The organism is Blastopirellula marina (assembly GCF_002967715.1).
In the GTDB taxonomy this organism is placed as follows: domain Bacteria; phylum Planctomycetota; class Planctomycetia; order Pirellulales; family Pirellulaceae; genus Bremerella; species Bremerella marina_B.
The window spans coordinates 282,632-301,077 of sequence record NZ_PUIA01000017.1 but is presented as its reverse complement, the minus strand read 5'-3'; the positions used below and the strand labels follow the sequence as shown (position 1 = coordinate 301,077).

Genomic DNA, 18,446 nt, shown 5'->3' with positions numbered 1-18,446 from the left:
ATCGTGAGCTAGACTTTTTAGGCGTGCCGCGTCCTGATTGCCGGCACGCTTTGCCCGCCTTCGTTTGCCCGCCTTTTTTCGCACAGAGTATTGAGCGATGCGTTACACCCTCCCACTTCTGGTTTTGTTCGGATTGACCACGCTGGCCGCGGCCCAAGATGCTCAGCCAGCCGGTGACAAGGTCGAGAAGATCACCTACGAAGATCACGTGCGCCCGATCCTGCGCGAGCACTGCTTTACCTGTCATAACCAGGGAGATGCCAAGGGTGGCCTCAATCTCGAAAGCTACGGTGCCACGCTCGAAGGTGGTGCTAGTGGTGAAGTCGTTATTGCCCAGGATGTCGGTAGCTCGCGTCTGTTCGCGCTGATCAACGGTGACGAAACGCCAGAGATGCCGCCAGGGCAAGATCCGATCGCACAGGAAAAGCGAGACATCATTTCCAAGTGGATCGAACTGGGGGCACTGGAAAACAGCGGGTCGAAAGCCAAAGCCAAAAAGAAAAGTGGCCTCGCGATGGAAGGCCCCGTGACCACCGGCAAGCCGGAAGGTCCGGCCGCCATGCCGGAAGGTCTGTGGAAAGCCCCGGTCATGGATCTCCACAGTAGTGGTGCCATCACCGCCATGGCTCACAGCCCTTGGGCTCCTGTGGTAGCTATCGCTGGTCAGAAACAGATCGCTCTGTACAACACCGACACGCTGAAACTGCTCGGCGTCATTCCTTATCCCCAAGGCATTCCGTACATTCTCCGCTTCAGCCGAAATGGTGAAGTGCTGATGGCTGGCGGTGGCCGTGGTGGCTACGCTGGCAGCGTGACGCTTTTCAATGTGCGTACCGGCAAGCCGTTGATCACTGTCGGCGACGAATACGACGCGGTCCTGGCCGCCGACGTCTCGCCAGATCTCTCTCAAGTTGCCCTCGGTGGTCCCCAGCGACTGGTTCGTATTTACTCGACGGCCGACGGTTCGCTGCTGCACGAAGTTAAGAAGCACACCGACTGGGTCACCTCGATTGCCTATAGCCCGGACGGGGTCTTGCTGGCAACGGCCGATCGCTCGAACGGCTTGTTCGTTTGGGAAGCGGACACGGCTCGCGAATACATGAACTTGCAAGGGCACAAGGAAGGGATCAATGCCGTTTCCTGGCAGCCTGACTCGAACGTGTTAGCATCGGCTTCCGCTGACAACGAAGTGAAGCTGTGGGCAATGGTCGATGGTAAGAACATCAAGTCGTTTGGTGCCCATGGCGGCGGTGCCGAGTGGGTCAGCTACACTCACGACGGACGCATGGTCACCGCCGGTCGCGACAAAGTGGCCAAGGTCTGGGCCGGCGACGGAAAAGAACTCGCCAAGACGCCTGGCTTCGCCGACCTGGCGCTGCGTGCCTGTTTCAATCACGACAGCACCAAGATCGTCGTTGGCGACTGGTCGGGCGAGATTCGTGTCTACCGCGTGGAAGGGATGCAGGAACTCGGCAAGCTGAAAGCCGTTACTCCCACTTACGACGAGATGATTGCCTCGCTCCAGGCCGACATCGGCACCTTCGACAAGACCGCCGCCGACACCAGCGCCGCCGCGACTGCCGCGAAGCAGGCCTTCGACAATCATCTGGCCGCGATGGAAAACAGCAAGAAAGCCGCTGGTGATGCCAAGGCTGCAATGGACGCAGCTGCCGCCAAGGTCGAAGCGTTGAAGAAAGCGATCGCCGAATCGGAAGCCAAGCAGAAGCAGCAAGAGCAAGAAGCTGCCGCGAAGGATGCCGATGCCAAGAAGTGGGCCGGTGAGATTGCCAAGGCCGAGCAGGCCCTCAATCAGGCCAATGCCAAGTTGGCCGATTACGGCAAGCAGACCCAAGCGAAGAGCTCGGTCGTCACGGCCGCCAAGAACGCCCAAGGCGAACACCAAAAGCAGCTGGACGATCTGAAGAAGCAACTCGCCTCGCAGCAGCAGGCCATCGACGCAGCCAAGAAGAAGGTTGCCGACCTCGATGCCAAGATCGCCGAAGCGACCAAGCAAAAGGAAACGACTCCGGACGATCAGAAGGAATCGAAGCAAAAAGAAATCGATTCGCTGGCAGGTGAAAAGACCGCTGCTCAGGCCGAAGTTGATAAGTTGGCTGCTGAAGCCAAGAAGTCGACCGACGCAATCGCCGGCAAGGAAGGCGAACTGAAAAAGGACGCCGAACAAATCGCTGCCGCGGAAGCGGAAGTGAAGAAGCTGCAGGACGAAACCAACAAGGCCAACGGCGAGAAAGCCAATGCTGAGAAGGCCATTGCCGCTGCCAAGCAGAACAAGCAGACCGCCGATACCCAGTTGGCATCCGCCAGAGCCGCGATCGACGCAGCCAAGAAGGCGAAGGACGAAGCCAACAAGGAAACCGGTACGCAGCAGAACCTGATCAAGCAGTATGACGCCGAGATGAAGAAGCAGGTCGAACAGTTGAAGAAGCTGGAAGAAGGCAAGCCGAACGTCGAGAAGGCTATGAACGATCAAGCCGCCGCTGCCAAGGCCGCCGCTGATAAAGCCGCTGCCGCCAAGGTCGAACTGGAAGCGATCAAGAAGGAAAAGGATGACTTCGCAGCGTATCCTGCCAAGCTCCAGGCCGAACAGCAGGCCATGATGACCGGCATCAAGACCCAGGAACAACAGGTCGCTGAAGCCGCCGCCAAGCAGGCCGAAATGGAAAAGCAGATGGAAGAGAAGCTGGCCCAGATCGCCAAGCTGCAAGCCGAACTCGATAAGGTGATGGAAGAGAAGTCGGCCGTCTACGCTCAGCTTCGCGAGACCAAGCAAAAGGTCGAAACCAGCACCGATGAAATGGCCAACGCCCAGGCCAAGCTGGAAGAGCTGAAGCGTCAATCGGAACTGCTTCAGAGCCTTTACCAGTAGTTGCCACTTAGCCCCGAATGGAGCGGCAGATCATAGCCCAGGGCACAAGCCCTGGGAAAGTCGATCAAGAAACAAGAAACAAGTGAGCCCCAACGGGGCGACATATTTTCTCAATGTTGAGATCGTGTCGCCCCGTTGGGGCTCGCCTTTTTTGGGCTCATTCATCCCAGGGCTTTCGCCCTGGGTATTTCTTTTCTCCCCTTGGGGGACTGAATCGCTTAGCCGTCCAGGCCACCGAACAGTGGTGTCGACAGGTAGCGTTCGCCCAGGCTGCACAGGATGACGGCGATTCGCTTTCCCTTCATTTCAGGCCGAGCGGCAACCTGCTTGGCGGCCCAGATGGCGGCACCACTGCTGATGCCGGCGACCAGGCCTTCTTCCTTGGCCAGCAGTCGGCCGTACTCGAAGGCGTCTTCGTCGTCGACTTGAACCACTTCATCAACAATCGAGGTGTCCAGGTTCTTTGGAATGAAGCCAGCACCAATCCCTTGGATGCGGTGCTTGCCCGGCTGACCGCCGCTAATCACGGGGCTGTTCTTGGGTTCGACGGCGATCGAAATGAAGTCTGGGTTCTTGCTCTTGATGAACCGCGAAATACCGGTGATCGTTCCGCCGGTGCCGACGCCAGAGATCAACACGTCGACGTTGCCTTCCATGTCGGCCCAGATTTCGGGGCCGGTGGTCGCTTCGTGAATCGCTGGGTTGGCCGGGTTATCGAACTGGCCAGGCATCCAGCCGTTGGGGTCTTTCTCGGCCATTTCGGCGGCCGTGTTGATGGCACCCTTCATGCCATCGGCAGCTGGTGTCAGAACCAGGTTCGCACCCATCGCACGCAGCAGGGCACGACGTTCCAACGACATCGATTCCGGCATGGTCAGCGTCAGCTTGTAACCCTTGGCGGCACAAACAAAGGCCAGGGCGATGCCTGTGTTGCCGGAAGTTGGCTCGATGATGTGGGTGTCTTTGGTCACAACGCCGCGCTTCTCGCCGTCGGCGATCATGGCGTAGCCGATGCGGTCTTTGACGCTGTTAAGCGGGTTGAACCATTCACACTTGGCGTAAACCTCGGCCCCACCCTGGGGGATCAACCGATTGATATGTATCATCGGGGTATCGCCGATGGCGTTGCATGCGTCGTTAAACGTCTTATTTCGGGGCATGATTGGTATTCCTTCGTGATGTCCGTTAAAGCGCGAGGCTTGGGTTAATTTTTCGCCCAAGTATCAATAAACGCCCAAGTGTGTCAATAAGATTCTCTCACAGCCTGTGCCGCTGTGCCAGAACACCCCTGTAGGAGGCTAAAACCCGATGGATATCGTCAATCTAAACGACGCCGAGCCCTTCACCACGAAAGACGGCTCCGAAATCCGCGAACTGCTGGCCCATCGCAATTCAGCGATTCAAGCCCAAAGCCTGGCCGAGGCCCGCTTGCCACCGGGGGCCAGCACCACCGCCCACTACCACCCCAAAACGGAAGAAATCTACTACATCACCCACGGCCAAGGCCGCATGCAAATCGGCGAAGAGCTGCGCGATGTGAGCGTCGGGGATGCCATCGCCATCCCGCCAGGCCTGGTTCATCAGATCACCAACACGGGCGAAGATACGCTGCGGCTTTTGTGCTGTTGTGCTCCGGGGTACGAGCATGAGGATACGGTGCTGTTGGATTTGTAGATCACCCTCTTTTCATCGGATTCAAATACCAAGAGCCAGTCAAAAGTAATTCGGCTCGTTGGCAGAAAGAAGGGAATCATGATCTACGGATATGACGACGAAGTTCCACTCAACGACTACGGTCTTAAGCGTTTAAAGAGCTTGAGCATTGCGGCGTCGCCTGACACTCTTAGGGCACTTGCCGGCTTTCTTTATGAAGCCGCAGCCGAGATGGAGAGCTCAGATCGACTTCATAGCAATTGGCATCGCCATCCAACAGCAGATTTCGCAGAACGAATCGAATGTGAGATTGCAGTTCTAGCGAACGAAACTTAGTCGCAGCCAAATCGAAGGATTAGGCGAGCGAGTCTCGGTGACGTTTTGCGACGAGTTTGATGACGTTACTCGATGGTCTTCGCCATAGCTAAAAGGTGATCAATCGCGGCGCGTGAATTGGGGTCGATTTCCGTGTCGGCAGCGGCATCTTGAGCCTGCAGAAAACGTTCGAGTGAATCGAGTGCTTTTGGATTTCCTTCAAGCAGATTCTGGGCAATCGATTTCTCTTGCTTGAGTGACGGTCGACTTGGATGACTGGGGGCCGGGCCATTGGCATATTCTGCGAATTCTTGTAGTAATTCAGCCGAGTCGTCTGAATGGTATTTGCAGAGTCCAATCATCGCTTCACCGGCCGAATTCCAATATTGCCCAGCGATGGTGCTTCCGATGATCTGTTTTAATGCGTGAGACGCATGTTGGCCCTGGTTGGTGTCACGCATCCAGCGATGGGCCGATACCACAATGTCTTCCATAACGGATTGACTTTCGAGGCGTCCGAAATCACTTGGTTCTAACGAAGCATCATAGTCCGCCTCGGTTTTAAAGAGCTCTTCCAACAGTTGGGGTGAAGGGTCGCGAATCCAGCCGGCCAGGGAAGCGGCCAGCTTGCGGTGCATGTAACTCCCGGACTGAGAAGCTTCTCGTACGATGATCGCAGCGGCATGGGAGTGTTCGCCAAGCGGCTTAAGCACGACCGATTCGCACCCTTGTTTCGCAAGCGTATAGGCACACCAGTCCGCGATACGAAACCAAGCATTGAAGAGATCATACGTTGGCATGAGATACCTTCGGGGTGAATCGTAACGGAAAAGAAGATCGCTTCACCAAGGAAGTGTAGTATCATCTGGGGGAAGTACCGTGAATTGCGGCTCTTGCGCAGAGGTTGTGTTTGGTGGGAAGCAGCATCTTCTTCGCCGTGCTTCTGCCATGGGGCACCAGCACAGGGCAAGTTTCCGTCGCCCCATTTGCTACTTACCAATCAGCCGGCAGCTACTCTCCTCAGTACAAACCTCACAAATCGGTGCCCCTTCTTCACAATGGGCCAGGCACGTTTCGATTCGCTCTTGCATCACCTTCGCCATCAGAGGGTGCAGTCCTAGCGGGGCGGTTACGAGGTGCGAAATGCCAGGGTGGCTGGCGGCAGCTTCTTTCGCCAGGCGGGGGATGTCTTCGTGCCAGTGCCTGCCGGGGGAAAGGAAATAGGGGTGGACCACAATCTGGGTGGCTCCCTGGTCGGCGCATTTTTGAAAGGCCTCGGCAATACTCGGCGCGGCCAGTTCCATGTGGGCCGGCTCAACGATTTGGTACCCCGCCGTCTGGCGGAACATCTTGACCACTTCCAGTAACAGGTCGTTGCTTTCGGCCCGGCGGGAGCCGTGGTCGACGATGATGATGCCCAGGTTTTCTCGGTTGGATGTGGACTGCCGCATCAAAATGCTTCTCGGGAACGAAGTTTCGTGGTGCCTAATTGTTGCTTTGGGGGCTAACGATTAAGTTAGGACGATGAATCTTACGCAAGTCATTACGATTCTAAGCATAACGGCAGCCGTTTTCACCGTGATGGGCATTGGGGGAACGGCTCGTTATCTGAAATGGCTCACGCGCGAAGTCGACGCTGGTTTGTTGAAGTTGGGCATTCGCGTCCTGATGCCATGCTTCATCTTTGTGAAGGTGGTTGGTAATCCGGCCTTCGACCATGCCGCCAACGTCTACTTGCCGCCGGTCTGGGGTTTTGTCTCGGTGGCGATCGGCTGTCTGGTGGCGTACTCGTGGGCTCGCGGAAGCGGAGCACGACTTGGCTTCGATCATTCCGACAAGGTCCATACGTTTGCCATCTGTATCGGCATTTTCAATTATGGGTTCATTCCGATCCCGCTGATTCAGGAAATCTTTGGCGAGCGGGCCCTGGGTGTCCTCTTTTTGCATAACGTCGGTGTCGAGCTGGGCATCTGGACGATCGGCGTGAGCCTGGCCAGTGGCGGACTGACCAAAGGTTGGTGGAAGAACGTTTTGAATCCCCCCAGCCTGACGATCATCTTGTCGCTGTTCATTAACGAGATGGGCTGGGCCAGCCTGGTGCCAGAGTTTGTGACACAAATCACAAGCATTCTGGCCAGTGCGGCCATTCCGATGATGATGCTACTGATCGGAGCGACGTTCTACGATCAGATTTTTCATGCCGATGTGAAAGACGACAAATCGAGCCCCTGGCCGACGTATGTTTCGGCCGTCCTGCTGCGGCTATTGCTACTGCCCATCTTATTTTTGTTAGCGGCACTTTGGTTGCCAATATCGTTGGAACTGAAGCAAGTTGCGGCAATTCAAGCCGCGATGCCGGCGGCCGTATTCCCAATTGTGCTGACCAAGCACTACGGAGGCGATCCCCGCACGGCACTTCGGGTGGTGATGGCGTCGACCGTGGTGGGATTTGTTACAATTCCTATATGGATCTCGACCGGCATTGCCTGGCTTGGTCTCGAGACCACCGTGCTTCAGCAATCTTCTCAGGAGGTAATCGTGGCACCTCAACTTGAGCCACTCACGCAAGCGATTCACGTGGCTGGTATTTCGGTCCGGACCACCAATCGCAAGGAAATGAACGCCGATACCGCGCGACTTCCGAAGCTGTATGAAAAATACGAGACCGACAACATCGACGCGCTGATCCCTAATCCGGTCGAGCCGAAGAAGCGCATCGCCGTTTATGCCGATTATGAATCGGACCAGTCCGGCCAGTTCACGATGCTGCTGGGCAGAGAGGTTTCGCCCGAAGCCGAGATTCCCGATCAACTCGACAAGGTGCGAATCCACAAAGGAAGTTACCTGCACTTCATCGGCGAGGGAGAGATGCCGCAGACGGTGCTGAAGACGTGGAAAGAGATCTGGCACTTCTTCGAAGAAGATACCGCCTACACACGCAGCTTCGAGGCTGACTTCGAGATCTACGACGAAGCCAGCCCTAATCGGGTCGATATCTTTATTGCGGTGGAGTGATGCCGAAGTCTTCGATCGTCAGCAGGGTACGTAGCTCGTAGCCTGCATCGGCGAAGGCCTGCTTGCCACCTTCCATGCGATCGACGATCGCAATCACGCCCAGCACTTTCAGCCCGGCTGCTTCGACCTTTTCGATGGCCTTCAGCGAACTGCCACCGGTGGTGACGACGTCTTCCACAATGACGCACGTGTTACCGGCAACGACAGGGCCTTCCACGTCTTGCCCGGTACCGTGGGCTTTGGCTTCTTTGCGAACGATAAAGCCCGCCAGCGTCTTGCCCTGGACGGCAGCCACGGTGATGACCGAAGCGGAAATCGGATCGGCCCCGATGGCCATCCCGCCAACCGAATCCGGCAGGCTATCGCCAAGCATTTCCAAGATGCCCAAGCCAACTTGCAGGGCACCTTCGCTGGAAAGGGTTACCTTGCGGCAATCGAGATAGTACGAAGCCTTCTTGCCCGAGGCGAGCGTGAAGTCGCCAAATTTCAGGCCTTTGTCGCGAACAATTTCAATCAGCTTCTCTTTGCTGTATTGCATCGGTCTTTCCTCGATCCCAGGGTCGTATGCCAATCGAAACCCATCGTACCCCATCCCGGCAACAGAGGTCAGGGGGGAGCGAGATGATGTAAGAATAGGCAGGCATTTGCAAACCTCCGAAGCTCCTTCAGGGCTTAGGAACCGTCCCCGGCATCGCTTTCGTCCAAGGGTAAGATCTCGGTCTCAGGCAATGCCGCGCGTAGTTGCGCAAGTCCCTCTGGCGTGACGGCCGTCTCTTGCAGGTACAACTCTTTGAGCGACTTCATCTGCGACAGGGCTTCGACACTGTCGTCGGTGACTTGGGTGCCCAGCAGAAAGAGGACCTCCAGGTTGGTCAGTGCCGGCAGCTTCTGGACGGCCTCGTCGCCGATGTCGGTCTTGGCCAGGCTCAATATCTTAAGCGTCGTCAGCTTTACCACCGGATCGATTGCCGCGTCGGTGAACCGGGCATGAAACAAGGTCGGCTCAGTATCAGTGCGAACCGAGCCCCCCAGGTACAACTGCTCAAGGCTCGGCAGGTCGGTCAAGTGCGTCAGAGCTTCGTCACTGATCTGCGTTTCTCGCAGGTCGAGCACGATCAGGTCTGGCAGACCTGTAAGCAACGCCAAGTCTTTGTTGGTGACCAGCAGCGGGTTGGGCGTGGTGATGACCTGAATGCGGTTTTCGTTGTCGCGGCCGATCTCGAAACCAACGCGGCGATACTTGCTGACGGTTGGGTCCTGGTTGTTGTCGTGAACCGGCGTAGGTGTAGGTTTCGCTGCCCAGTTGAAGATCAGCCCGCCGATCAAAAGCAGTACGCCGGCCACGATGATCGACATCAGCGCGATGCCGATTTCCATGCCAAAGCTTTCGCGCTGGGGGCGTTGCGGCTGACCGGGGAAGTCTGGGTGCGACATGCGAAGATGGGGCTTTCACGAGAAGTTCAGGAAGCCTCCAAGATAACATCAACCAGGACCCCATTGCCACGGTTAGATCGACGAGTGCTGTGCTATCAGTGCTGCTTCACGGAATTCGAAGATTTCGCGAACTGCCGATCGGGGCTCGCCGTATCAGTATTTGTCCCCAGGCGAGGTTCATGACAGAGAGCAACTTCGGTCCTGGCGACCATGGGGCGATAGCACACGGAGGAAACGCAGTGACCAAAAGACGACACGCCCAACGCAGTGGCAAACGAAGCTCGGCACAAGCAGGAATGCACCTGATGCGAGCGATTGTCCTGGAAGGGATGGGTATCTTGCTGTTGGCAGGCTTGATCGGCTATCCGATCCTGACGCAGACCCAATGGCGAGTTTCGTGTCAGGACTGCGAGCCGTCCGCTATCGACCAAGGCCTACATGTACTACTGGCCAAAGTGGGTCTGCTCAACGAGCCAGACTAAACCAAACAACAACGACTTCGGTGTCATGCCCACGTTGGCGAGGGCATCACTTACTACCCCGGGATGAAATGCCCACGCCCACGTGCTCACGACACCCGCAACTTGAACGACAGGAGGTCTATGAAGAAGGGAAGCTTTAGACAAACAGTTCAATCTTAGCAACAACTACGGCGTGCCCTCTTAGGAGGGCACGTTTGTTTCGAATCTCGACTTCCACTTCTCCACCGCGCGGCGATGCCTGATATGCCTGCAGTTTCTGTTTGTTGAGCTTCTTGCTCCAATACTCTCCCAGCACGCAGTGCGCCGATCCAGTGACCGGGTCTTCTGCTATGCCAGCGGCCGGGGCGAAGAATCGCGAGATGAAGTCGTACTCTGGCTGGTCGCTACGCGCCGTGACCATCACCCCGCGTGACGTCCTCGGTGCCAGCAGTGCATGATTGGGATTCATCTGCCGCACGTCGTCCGCCGTGGGAACTTCGATGAGCCAATCCCACGCATTCTTGCCACAAAAAGTGAAATCGTGGATCCCCAGGCTTTCCAGCAGGCCGTCGGTCGGCGGTGTCTCTTCGGCGGGCGCGATTGGAAAATCGAGTTCGATCATCTCGCCATAGGGTGCCGCGGTAAGCGTTCCGCTGCGGGTTTCGAAACGAAGTGTCTGGTCTTCGGGAAAACCTTTGTGCTGCCATAGCGTGTGGGCCGTGGCCAGGGTTGCGTGCCCACACAGATCGACTTCCACCGCCGGTGTGAACCACCTTAGCCGCAGCGTCTCTCCTTCTGGATAAACAAATGCCGTTTCGGCCAGGTTCATTTCCGCGGCCACGTGCTGCATCCACTGGGCATCGACAGGCTTATCCAGCCAGCAGACCGCTGCCGGATTCCCCGCAAAGGGCTTGGATGTGAACGCATCGACTTGATACAGGGTTCGCGGCATGGGATGTGTTTCAAAGATGGGGAAAGTGGTTCAGTCCGTCAGGCGGACACCGCAGCTGGGGCAAAAGGTTCGCCTCCCTCGGCGAAATAGCGATAGGTTGTACAATAGAATAGGTGCTTCTCACTTGCCACTGGAAAGAAAGTCATCGGCGTGTTGCATCCGCGAATTATCGTCACCATGGGAGACCCCGGCGGGGTAGGGCCTGAGGTCTGCCTGCAGCTATTGTTGGATCACAACCAGTACGCCGGTACCGTGCCGATCATCTTTGGCGACGCCGCCATCCTCCGCCAGGTTGCCCACGTCTGCGGCTACCCTGAACCGAAGAACGTGGTGCCGTTCCACGAGGCGATGGACCTGCACTCGTTGAAAGAAGCGACCGTCGTCGACTTCGGCACGATCGACCCCAGCACGTTCCAGCACGGCAAAGTCACCGCCGAAGGGGGCGAGGCTTCGTACCAGTACTTCATTTCGGCGATCGACTTCGTCCTGGCTGGCAAGGCCGACGGCATCACGACCGGGCCGATTAACAAAGAAGCTTTGCACGCCGCCAAGCATTTTTATCCTGGCCATACAGAAATTCTGATCGAACGCTGCGGCCGCGACACTGGCTGCATGATGCTGACCAGCGAAGAGCTGACCTGCAGCTTCGTCACCACGCACGTTGGCTACCGCGATGTGCCGCAGCTACTCACGATCGAGCGAATCGACGAAGTGATCGATCTGACGGTCGAAGCGATGCGGAAGATTCGCAAGCGTGAACCGCGCCTGCTCGTGTGCGGGCTCAATCCGCATGCCGGCGAACATGGCCTGTTCGGCGATCGCGAAGAAGAACGCATCATCGTCCCAGCCGTTGAAGCAGCACGCGCCCGCGGCATTCACATCGACGGTCCCGTCCCGCCTGATACGGCCTTCCTGGCCGAACGTCGCCCGCTGTACGACTGCGTTATCTGCATGTACCACGACCAAGGGCACATCCCGCTGAAGGCATTGGCGTTTGACGTCGCCGTGAACACCACGCTGGGCCTGCCCCTTGTGCGGACGTCCGTCGATCACGGCACCGCGTTCGACATCGCCTGGCAGGGGAAGGCCAAGGTCTCGAGCATGATCCACGCGGTGCAGTTGGCTCGCGATTTGGTTTCGCATTAAGAAGGCGATTCAAATCGATGTTCGCCGTCCGAGCCACCAAGTATGATCCGACTAAACGAGATGCGCGTGGCATCTTCCATATTAACGAGTGGACCTCGATAAGCGATATTGGCAAGACGTTCGACGGTAAAGAACTAACCCCTGAAGATTACCTTCAGATGGAAGACGCCTACATCGCGGCAATCTTTCAATTGCTTGAGGCGACCGGACTCTCGTGTCTTGCGATCGAACTCCTTGAAAACAAGATGGGGCCGGACGCGCGTCGAAGTCTTCAACAGCTAGATACGTGGCAACTGAGGAAGAAGCTAGGCGCGATTGCGATTGAAGGTGAATTAGACCTGGAAGGGATCGAATTGATCTCCCGGCTTTCGTTGCGAGAAGCACTTTGGTGCAAACTGAAAGGGGATCACGCAACGTATGTCCATTTTGGGTGGGACTATTACATGTATCTGGGGACCGAGCGCGAAGGGGCTTGTCTAGGTTCACCGCCATCTGGGATGCACTTCGAGACTCTTAAGAGTCCCTACGCCCAGACTTTCTACGAAGGCTGATCACGTTATAGCATTCCAAACATCGATCTATGGTGTCTCCTCCCCCCAAAAGTCCCAGGCGTAAACCTGGAAAACCTGGGCATTGGGGGAGATCTCATGCATGGAATAGGCCCAACTGCCCAGCTAAAATAAGTCGACGTTCCTGCCACCAGTCCTTCTGTGTTTCCCCCGTGAGAGAGCATCTCGACCATGAATCGTTTGCTTCGATTGTTTTGTGTGCTTCCGATGATCGTCCTGTTGGCTGTGCCTGCTATGGCGCAGAAGAAAGAGGTCGAGGGTCCGCCGATCCCGAACGATCCGGTCCTGCCGGTGGTGCCAAAGAAGACCTTCACCAACCTGCGAATTCGCCGCCCGGTTTCGATCACCCATGCTGGCGACGGCACCAACCGCGTCTTCTTCGCCGAACAGCAAGGCGTCATCCTCGCCGTGCCGAACGATCCTCAGGTGGAAGAAGCGGAAGTCTTCCTTGATATCGAAGACTCGGTTCGCTTCAACCCGAAACAAAACGAAGAAGGCCTGCTAGGGCTGGCGTTCCACCCGAACTTCAAAGAGAACGGCGAGTTCTTTCTGTACTACACCGTAAAGAAGGGGCTGGTCTCGCACGTCTCACGATTCAAGACGAAAGACGGCAAGGGGGATCCGGCCTCGGAAGAAGTGCTGCTGACTATCGAACAGCCGTTCTGGAACCACAACGGCGGTAGCATCGAGTTCGGTCCGGATGGTTACCTGTACATTGGCCTGGGTGACGGCGGCAGTGGTAACGATCCGAATGGCAACGGCCAGAACCTGGGTACCTGGCTAGGTTCGATCTTGCGAATTGATGTCGACAAAAAAGAGAACGGCAAGAACTACGGCATCCCGGCCGACAATCCGTTTGTCAGCACCAAAGGAGCCAAGCCAGAGATCTACGCCTATGGCCTGCGAAACGTTTGGCGTTTGACCTTCGACCGTGAAACCGGGGCCTGCTGGGTTGGCGACGTGGGGCAGGGCCTATGGGAAGAAATCGACATCATCACCAACGGCGGTAACTATGGCTGGAACGTGCGAGAAGGTTTGCATCCGTTCTCCGATGAGTTCGCCAAGCCAGGTGCCAAGTACATCGATCCGATCTTCGAGTACCACCACAACGTCGGCAAGTCGATCACCAGCGGCTTTGTTTACCGCGGCAAGAAGGTGCCCCAACTGGTCGGCAAGTTTTTGTACGCCGACTACGTGGCCGGCAAGGTCTGGGCGCTCGAGTACGACTACGAGACCAAAAAGGTCGGCAAGAACTATCGCATCGAAGAGCCCTCGAACCCACCGGTCGTTTGCTTTGGCGAAACGGAAGATGGCGAAGTGCTGATGTGTGCGATCTTCGGCGACTACGGCTCGATTTACGAGTTCACTGCTGCTGAGTAAACATATCATCTCCCCTGAGGAGAGAGGATTAGGGGGAAGGGCGAAATCAAGAAACCTTCACCTCCAGAACCAAGAATGGCCGATGGCTGACGAATCCCTTTCGGGGAAACGTATCCATCGGCCTTTTCTGTTGCATCTTGTCCAAGGGGGAATGCATGACGCAGTCGCCGCTGATCGTGGGGCTCTCGATCTTGATGTGCGTGATCTACGGCGTGATCCACGATCAGATCACCGCGAGGATCTGCGTCGAGTACTTCACCATCGGCCACAAGCCGGTCTTGGGCGGCACGGAAGATCCCACGCTCTTAGGGCTGGTCTGGGGCTTTCTGGCCACCTGGTGGGTCGGGGCGATGCTGGGCATCCCGTTGGCCTTTGTCAGTCAGACTGGCTCGCTGGTGAAGAAGTCGGCCAAAGACCTGGTCCGCCCGATGCTGGTTTTGATGGCCGGCACGGCGGCTTTAGCATTCGCCGCCGGCGTGACGAGCTACGTGTTGACTGCTAACGATGTGATTCACCTGGCCGGGGGCTTTCAGCATGTCATGCCAGCCGAGAAGCAGGATGCGTTTCTGATCGATCTGTGGATCCACAATGCCAGCTACGCCGGAGGCTTTCTAGGAGGCGTGATCCTGATGGTCTGGGTTGTGGTCGATCGTTACCGCCAGACGCATTGGCCGAAAGATGAAGCCGAACCACAGAAGTGATAGGCTCAGTAAGTCGACGTAATAGCTTCCAGTTTTACCGCGAAGGAAAAAAATGATGTCGTCAGATTTCTCGAATCCGTATGAACCTGGGGACTCTGAGGAAGTAACCCAAGACGATCGCAACATGGCCCTGTTGTGTCATATCCTGGGGCTGCTGACCAACGTGTTCGGTCCGCTGATTCTGTGGATCTTGATGAAGGACAAATCCGCGTTCGTCGATTTCCACGGCAAGCAGGCCATCAACTTTCAAATCACGCTCATTCTGGCCTACATGGCCTCCGGTGTGCTGATGTGCGTTTACGTCGGGATCCTGTTAGCGATGGCAACCTTCGCTATCCAAGTTATCTTCACGATCTTGCCAGCGATGAAGGCCTACGAAGGCCAGCGATATGTCATTCCCGTCGCGATTCCCTTTTTGCGCTAAGTGTCCCTACGCCAATTCGTGACCCAGCGGCTGATTGCGGTACCTCGCAAGCCCAGTGGGCGGGTCGCGTAATCAGGCCTTAAAGGCATTCGGATCGATATAAAGGTGCGAAAACCCCGGGATATAACGCACTGCGGCCCCCATGTGGTGGAGTAGTAAACCGGCCACTAGGGATTAGACTGGGCTTATCACTTCGCTGGTTCTCGGTTTGCCGCATCGATTCTCTCTTGTACCGAGCGAAAATATAGACAGCTAAGCAACTACCGCCGGAAAAACACATGTTCCCCGGCAGTAACAAGATTGGCGACTCTGGTTGGCCCGTTTCCCCCGACGTTTGCCCCTGCCGGCCTGAGTCGCCTTTTTTTCTCTCTCGTGATCGCTAGACCCTGCCCACCTGCTAGCGCTGCGGATGCCCACATCGCGTGAGGCCTCAAGGGAAAAATCCTGCCAATAAAGTTTTCACCAAATCTGCATCGATACGGCGAGGACTGAACCCCACCTGACCCTTATAGGAGCCTATTTTTGCCTAAGCAAAGTGGGCAAAAATAGGCCTTCGAAAAACCATTGCAAGAAAAACGATAATGGGGGAATATCAGTCACAGACCGTTGCGAATTAAAGCATAGAGACGATTTCAGTTCCATCGAGAACGAGGCCGAGCCGGCAGCCTGAACAACTGCGGCTCAGAAAACTACCTACCTGCAATACGACCCACCTACCTGCCGGAACAGAGAACAGAGGATTAGTAGCTATGGGCAAGATCTCTCCAGCACAGTTTGCCAAGTCGGCGATCACCGTGGTGATCATGGTCGGCATCCTGGGTGTCGCTTTCGGCGAGTCGCTCTACCGTAAAGCAAACTACGTTACCTTTCTGACGACCGAGTCCTTTCCGACGATGAACCTGCTGTACCGAGACAAGTTGGTCTCCGAGAACAGCTTTACCGACGAAGGGGGCATCAAGCACCGTTTGTTCGTCTTCGAGTCGGAAGACCACGGCGGGACGTCTACCTGCCGCGTTGTGGTGACCGACGAGGATTACCACGTGACCTCCACGTGGAATGCCGATCGAACCAACAAACTGCTCAACGTCGGCTTCATGGAGCACACCTCGCCCCCGGTTCTGGAGATCGTGCGACACGATTCCAACAAGAGTGCTCTGACTTGCGAGCACCTTTGCCTGCACATGGGTGTGCTGCAAGCGTACCAATATCGCCCGCGTGACAAGAGCATTATGACCCAATAGTCATGCTCCGCCCGATTGACCCTCGAAGTAACCCCAGTAAAATCTTGCGGTAACTGGGGTTACATTCTTTACGCTGATAGAGGGTGTTAAAGCTTGCCCCTGGGTTTTTCCCGCGCACCGAACTTCGGAAGGGGCCATGTCCGCCAAGCCAACCAATCGACCGTCTAAGTATCAAGTCTTTCTGCTCTGGTCGAACGACACTGTCAAAGAGTGTCGCGAGGTCCGCAAGTTCTTCAAAGAGTTCAACAAGAAGACCGCGAAGCCAGAGTTCGGTGTCACCTTCGAGATCATCGATCATTGTTTCGATACCGATGACAAAGGGCACCCCGGCGCGGTCCCGGCCGAAGAGCTGTTGGCCAAGGCCAAGGACACCCTCGCCCTGACCATCGGTTTGTGTACCGACGACGAGACTTCGCTCAATCCCTACACCGAAGAGAAGGCCCAGCAGCAGTTGGACCTGGTGCTGGAAAGTGCGAAGCAGAACAAGTTTCATCAGTCGATCTGGTTCGTCCTCACGCACCGCAACAACGGCAGCGACCAGCGCGAAGAAGTCTCGGGCGAGATCCACGACCTGCTACGTCTCCCCGCAGGATTGAAGCCGAACGACGTTTGCCTGTTTGGCGAGAACGACACCTTCGCCGACGTGCTGGCCGAGAACCTGACCAAGGTGCTTTCCAGCGAAGGGCGTCCGTGGATCGAAGATCAGAACGCGGCGGTCCATGCCATCGAAGCGGCCCGACGTCAGAAGATGGACAAGCTCGTCAGCCTCGGCATCGACCCGTGGGGCCAGCGATTCGACAACAAGCAGGCCATCTCCGAAGTCCGGGCACTTGAGTCGCAAATCACCGAAGAGAAGACGACCAGTGAAGGGGGCCGCGAGCAAGTCCTGTACAATGGTCCCAAGGTTCGCGTGGCAGGGCGTATCGTCCTGATGCGACCCACCGGCAAGCTGATCTTCATCAACCTGGTCGATCGCACCGGTACCATCCAGTTGTTCCTTGGTCAGGCCCAGGTCGGCGAGCGCAACTGGGACATCGCCCAGTGCCTCGATCTCGGGGACATCATCGGCGTCGACGGCGAGTTGAAGAAGACCAAGACCGGCGAGCTGACCGTCTTTGTCGAAGAGCTCCACTTCCTGACCAAAACCCTCGAAGCTCCACCGGAAAAGCACAAAGGTCTGACCGACCCTGAACTGCGTCAGCGGATGCGGTACCTCGACCTGGCCTACGGCGACGGCGTGCTCGATCGGTTTGTGCAGCGAACCCAGATCGTGCGTTCGATCCGTGATACGCTGGTGGGTGAAGGGTACTACGAAATCGAAGGCCCCACGCTGCACACCATTGCCGGTGGTGCCGCCGCGCGTCCGTTTGAAACCTTCCACAACGCGCTGGGCATGCCGCTGGTGATGCGAATCGCGCTCGAGCTGCATCTGAAGCGGCTATTGGTGGGCGGTATGGAACGGGTTTTCGAACTGGGACGCGTGTACCGCAACGAAGGGATCAGCCCGCGTCACAACCCCGAGTTCACCATGCTCGAGGTCTACCAGGCGTTCGGCAACTACGAAACGATGATGGAACTGACCGAGAACATCATCAAGAATGCCCTCGACGCGATTGGCTCGTCGTACAAGGTTCCCTTCGGCGACAAGGAAATCGACTTCACGCCACCGTTTGCTCGGAAGTGCTACAGCGACCTGCTAGCAGAGCACGCTGGCATCGATCCGGAAAGCGAAGGCGAAGTGATCGCTTGTGCCAAAAAGCTGCACCTGGAAACCGACGGCAAGCACCCCGATGTGCTGCGAAATGAGATCTTCGAAGAGACCGTCGAAGACAAGCTGATCGGCCCGGTCTTCGTGATCGACTACCCTGCTAGCATCTGCCCGCTGACCAAGCGAAAAGCAGATAATCCCGCGGTTGCCGAGCGTTTCGAGCTCTTTATCCAGGGCATGGAACTGGCCAACGCCTACACCGAGCTGAACGACCCCGACCTGCAGGAAAAGCTGTTCCGCACGCAGCTGGAAGGGATGGACGAAGAGGACTCGATGGCCCGCATGGACACCGATTTTGTCCGCGCTCTTCGCAACGGAATGCCGCCAGCCGGCGGACTTGGTATTGGCATCGACCGCCTTGTCATGTTACTAACTAACAGCGCGACGATTCGCGAAATCATTTTGTTCCCGCTGTTGCGGCACGAAGCGACCTAATTGCATGCCCGTTGAAGGTTCAATCGGGGTGCCATTGGCCTCTGGCCAGTGCTCCCTAGGTTGAC

18 protein-coding genes are annotated in these 18,446 nt (G+C 56.7%); 12 read left to right on the top strand and 6 right to left on the bottom strand.

Annotated elements, in window-relative coordinates; translation table 11 throughout:
- Positions 1 to 97: 97 nt before the first annotated feature.
- The gene (locus tag C5Y96_RS07225; RefSeq protein WP_105351438.1) at positions 98 to 2,887 is read left to right on the top strand and encodes a c-type cytochrome domain-containing protein; all 2,790 of its coding nucleotides are present in this window, start codon (positions 98 to 100) and stop codon (positions 2,885 to 2,887) included.
- A 218-nt stretch (positions 2,888 to 3,105) separates the two neighbouring features.
- Here the strand turns inward: C5Y96_RS07225 and cysK are convergent, their stop codons facing one another.
- The gene (gene cysK, locus C5Y96_RS07220) at positions 3,106 to 4,047 is read right to left on the bottom strand and encodes a cysteine synthase A (protein ID WP_105351435.1); all 942 of its coding nucleotides are present in this window, start codon (positions 4,045 to 4,047) and stop codon (positions 3,106 to 3,108) included.
- Positions 4,048 to 4,195: 148 nt separating this feature from the next.
- On the opposite strand from cysK, the gene C5Y96_RS07215 reads away from it, so the two are divergent.
- Positions 4,196 to 4,561, top strand: coding sequence for a cupin domain-containing protein (locus tag C5Y96_RS07215; protein WP_105351433.1), 366 nt, complete (start codon positions 4,196 to 4,198; stop codon positions 4,559 to 4,561).
- A 78-nt stretch (positions 4,562 to 4,639) separates the two neighbouring features.
- A complete protein-coding gene (locus tag C5Y96_RS07210) occupies positions 4,640 to 4,876 on the top strand; it encodes a hypothetical protein (protein WP_105351431.1) in 237 nt (78 codons plus the stop codon).
- A 65-nt stretch (positions 4,877 to 4,941) separates the two neighbouring features.
- Here the strand turns inward: C5Y96_RS07210 and C5Y96_RS07205 are convergent, their stop codons facing one another.
- Together C5Y96_RS07205 and C5Y96_RS07200 are read right to left on the bottom strand one after the other, a co-directional pair.
- Complete coding sequence (locus C5Y96_RS07205; protein ID WP_105351428.1) at positions 4,942 to 5,655, bottom strand: hypothetical protein; 714 nt, start codon at positions 5,653 to 5,655, stop codon at positions 4,942 to 4,944.
- 189 nt (positions 5,656 to 5,844) lie between these two features.
- Positions 5,845 to 6,306, bottom strand: coding sequence for a CbiX/SirB N-terminal domain-containing protein (locus C5Y96_RS07200; RefSeq protein ID WP_105351426.1), 462 nt, complete (start codon positions 6,304 to 6,306; stop codon positions 5,845 to 5,847).
- A gap of 73 nt (positions 6,307 to 6,379) precedes the next feature.
- On the opposite strand from C5Y96_RS07200, the gene C5Y96_RS07195 reads away from it, so the two are divergent.
- Positions 6,380 to 7,870, top strand: coding sequence for an AEC family transporter (locus C5Y96_RS07195; RefSeq protein WP_105351423.1), 1,491 nt, complete (start codon positions 6,380 to 6,382; stop codon positions 7,868 to 7,870).
- Here the strand turns inward: C5Y96_RS07195 and pyrE are convergent.
- Both pyrE and C5Y96_RS07185 read right to left on the bottom strand, forming a co-directional pair.
- The gene (pyrE, locus tag C5Y96_RS07190; RefSeq protein WP_105351421.1) at positions 7,854 to 8,408 is read right to left on the bottom strand and encodes an orotate phosphoribosyltransferase; all 555 of its coding nucleotides are present in this window, start codon (positions 8,406 to 8,408) and stop codon (positions 7,854 to 7,856) included. The genes C5Y96_RS07195 and pyrE overlap by 17 nt on opposite strands.
- Before the next feature lie 134 nt (positions 8,409 to 8,542).
- Positions 8,543 to 9,304, bottom strand: a complete 762-nt coding sequence (locus C5Y96_RS07185; protein WP_105351419.1) for a hypothetical protein — start codon at positions 9,302 to 9,304, stop codon at positions 8,543 to 8,545.
- Between the two features lie 239 nt (positions 9,305 to 9,543).
- Between C5Y96_RS07185 and C5Y96_RS07180 the strand changes: the two genes are divergently transcribed.
- Positions 9,544 to 9,786: a hypothetical protein gene (locus C5Y96_RS07180; RefSeq protein WP_146115554.1), complete on the top strand. Its 243-nt coding sequence runs from the start codon at positions 9,544 to 9,546 to the stop codon at positions 9,784 to 9,786.
- A 136-nt stretch (positions 9,787 to 9,922) separates the two neighbouring features.
- On the opposite strand, the gene C5Y96_RS07175 is transcribed toward C5Y96_RS07180, so the two are convergent.
- The gene (locus C5Y96_RS07175) at positions 9,923 to 10,717 is read right to left on the bottom strand and encodes a PhzF family phenazine biosynthesis protein (RefSeq protein ID WP_105351415.1); all 795 of its coding nucleotides are present in this window, start codon (positions 10,715 to 10,717) and stop codon (positions 9,923 to 9,925) included.
- Positions 10,718 to 10,867: 150 nt separating this feature from the next.
- On the opposite strand from C5Y96_RS07175, the gene pdxA reads away from it, so the two are divergent.
- From pdxA to lysS, 7 genes are all read left to right on the top strand, one after another.
- The gene (gene pdxA / locus C5Y96_RS07170) at positions 10,868 to 11,863 is read left to right on the top strand and encodes a 4-hydroxythreonine-4-phosphate dehydrogenase PdxA (RefSeq protein WP_233198850.1); all 996 of its coding nucleotides are present in this window, start codon (positions 10,868 to 10,870) and stop codon (positions 11,861 to 11,863) included.
- Positions 11,864 to 11,880: 17 nt separating this feature from the next.
- Positions 11,881 to 12,414 carry a hypothetical protein gene (locus tag C5Y96_RS07165; RefSeq protein WP_105351411.1) on the top strand — a complete coding sequence of 178 codons (534 nt, stop codon included), beginning with the start codon at positions 11,881 to 11,883 and terminating at the stop codon, positions 12,412 to 12,414.
- 189 nt (positions 12,415 to 12,603) lie between these two features.
- Positions 12,604 to 13,812, top strand: a complete 1,209-nt coding sequence (locus C5Y96_RS07160; protein WP_105351409.1) for a PQQ-dependent sugar dehydrogenase — start codon at positions 12,604 to 12,606, stop codon at positions 13,810 to 13,812.
- 155 nt (positions 13,813 to 13,967) lie between these two features.
- The gene (locus C5Y96_RS07155; RefSeq protein ID WP_105351407.1) at positions 13,968 to 14,513 is read left to right on the top strand and encodes a hypothetical protein; all 546 of its coding nucleotides are present in this window, start codon (positions 13,968 to 13,970) and stop codon (positions 14,511 to 14,513) included.
- Between the two features lie 52 nt (positions 14,514 to 14,565).
- Complete coding sequence (locus C5Y96_RS07150) at positions 14,566 to 14,937, top strand: DUF4870 domain-containing protein (protein WP_105351404.1); 372 nt, start codon at positions 14,566 to 14,568, stop codon at positions 14,935 to 14,937.
- A 749-nt stretch (positions 14,938 to 15,686) separates the two neighbouring features.
- The gene (locus C5Y96_RS07145; RefSeq protein ID WP_105351402.1) at positions 15,687 to 16,178 is read left to right on the top strand and encodes a hypothetical protein; all 492 of its coding nucleotides are present in this window, start codon (positions 15,687 to 15,689) and stop codon (positions 16,176 to 16,178) included.
- 694 nt (positions 16,179 to 16,872) lie between these two features.
- Positions 16,873 to 18,381 carry a lysine--tRNA ligase gene (gene lysS / locus C5Y96_RS07140; RefSeq protein WP_233198876.1) on the top strand — a complete coding sequence of 503 codons (1,509 nt, stop codon included), beginning with the start codon at positions 16,873 to 16,875 and terminating at the stop codon, positions 18,379 to 18,381.
- The last annotated feature ends 65 nt before the right edge of the window (positions 18,382 to 18,446 follow it).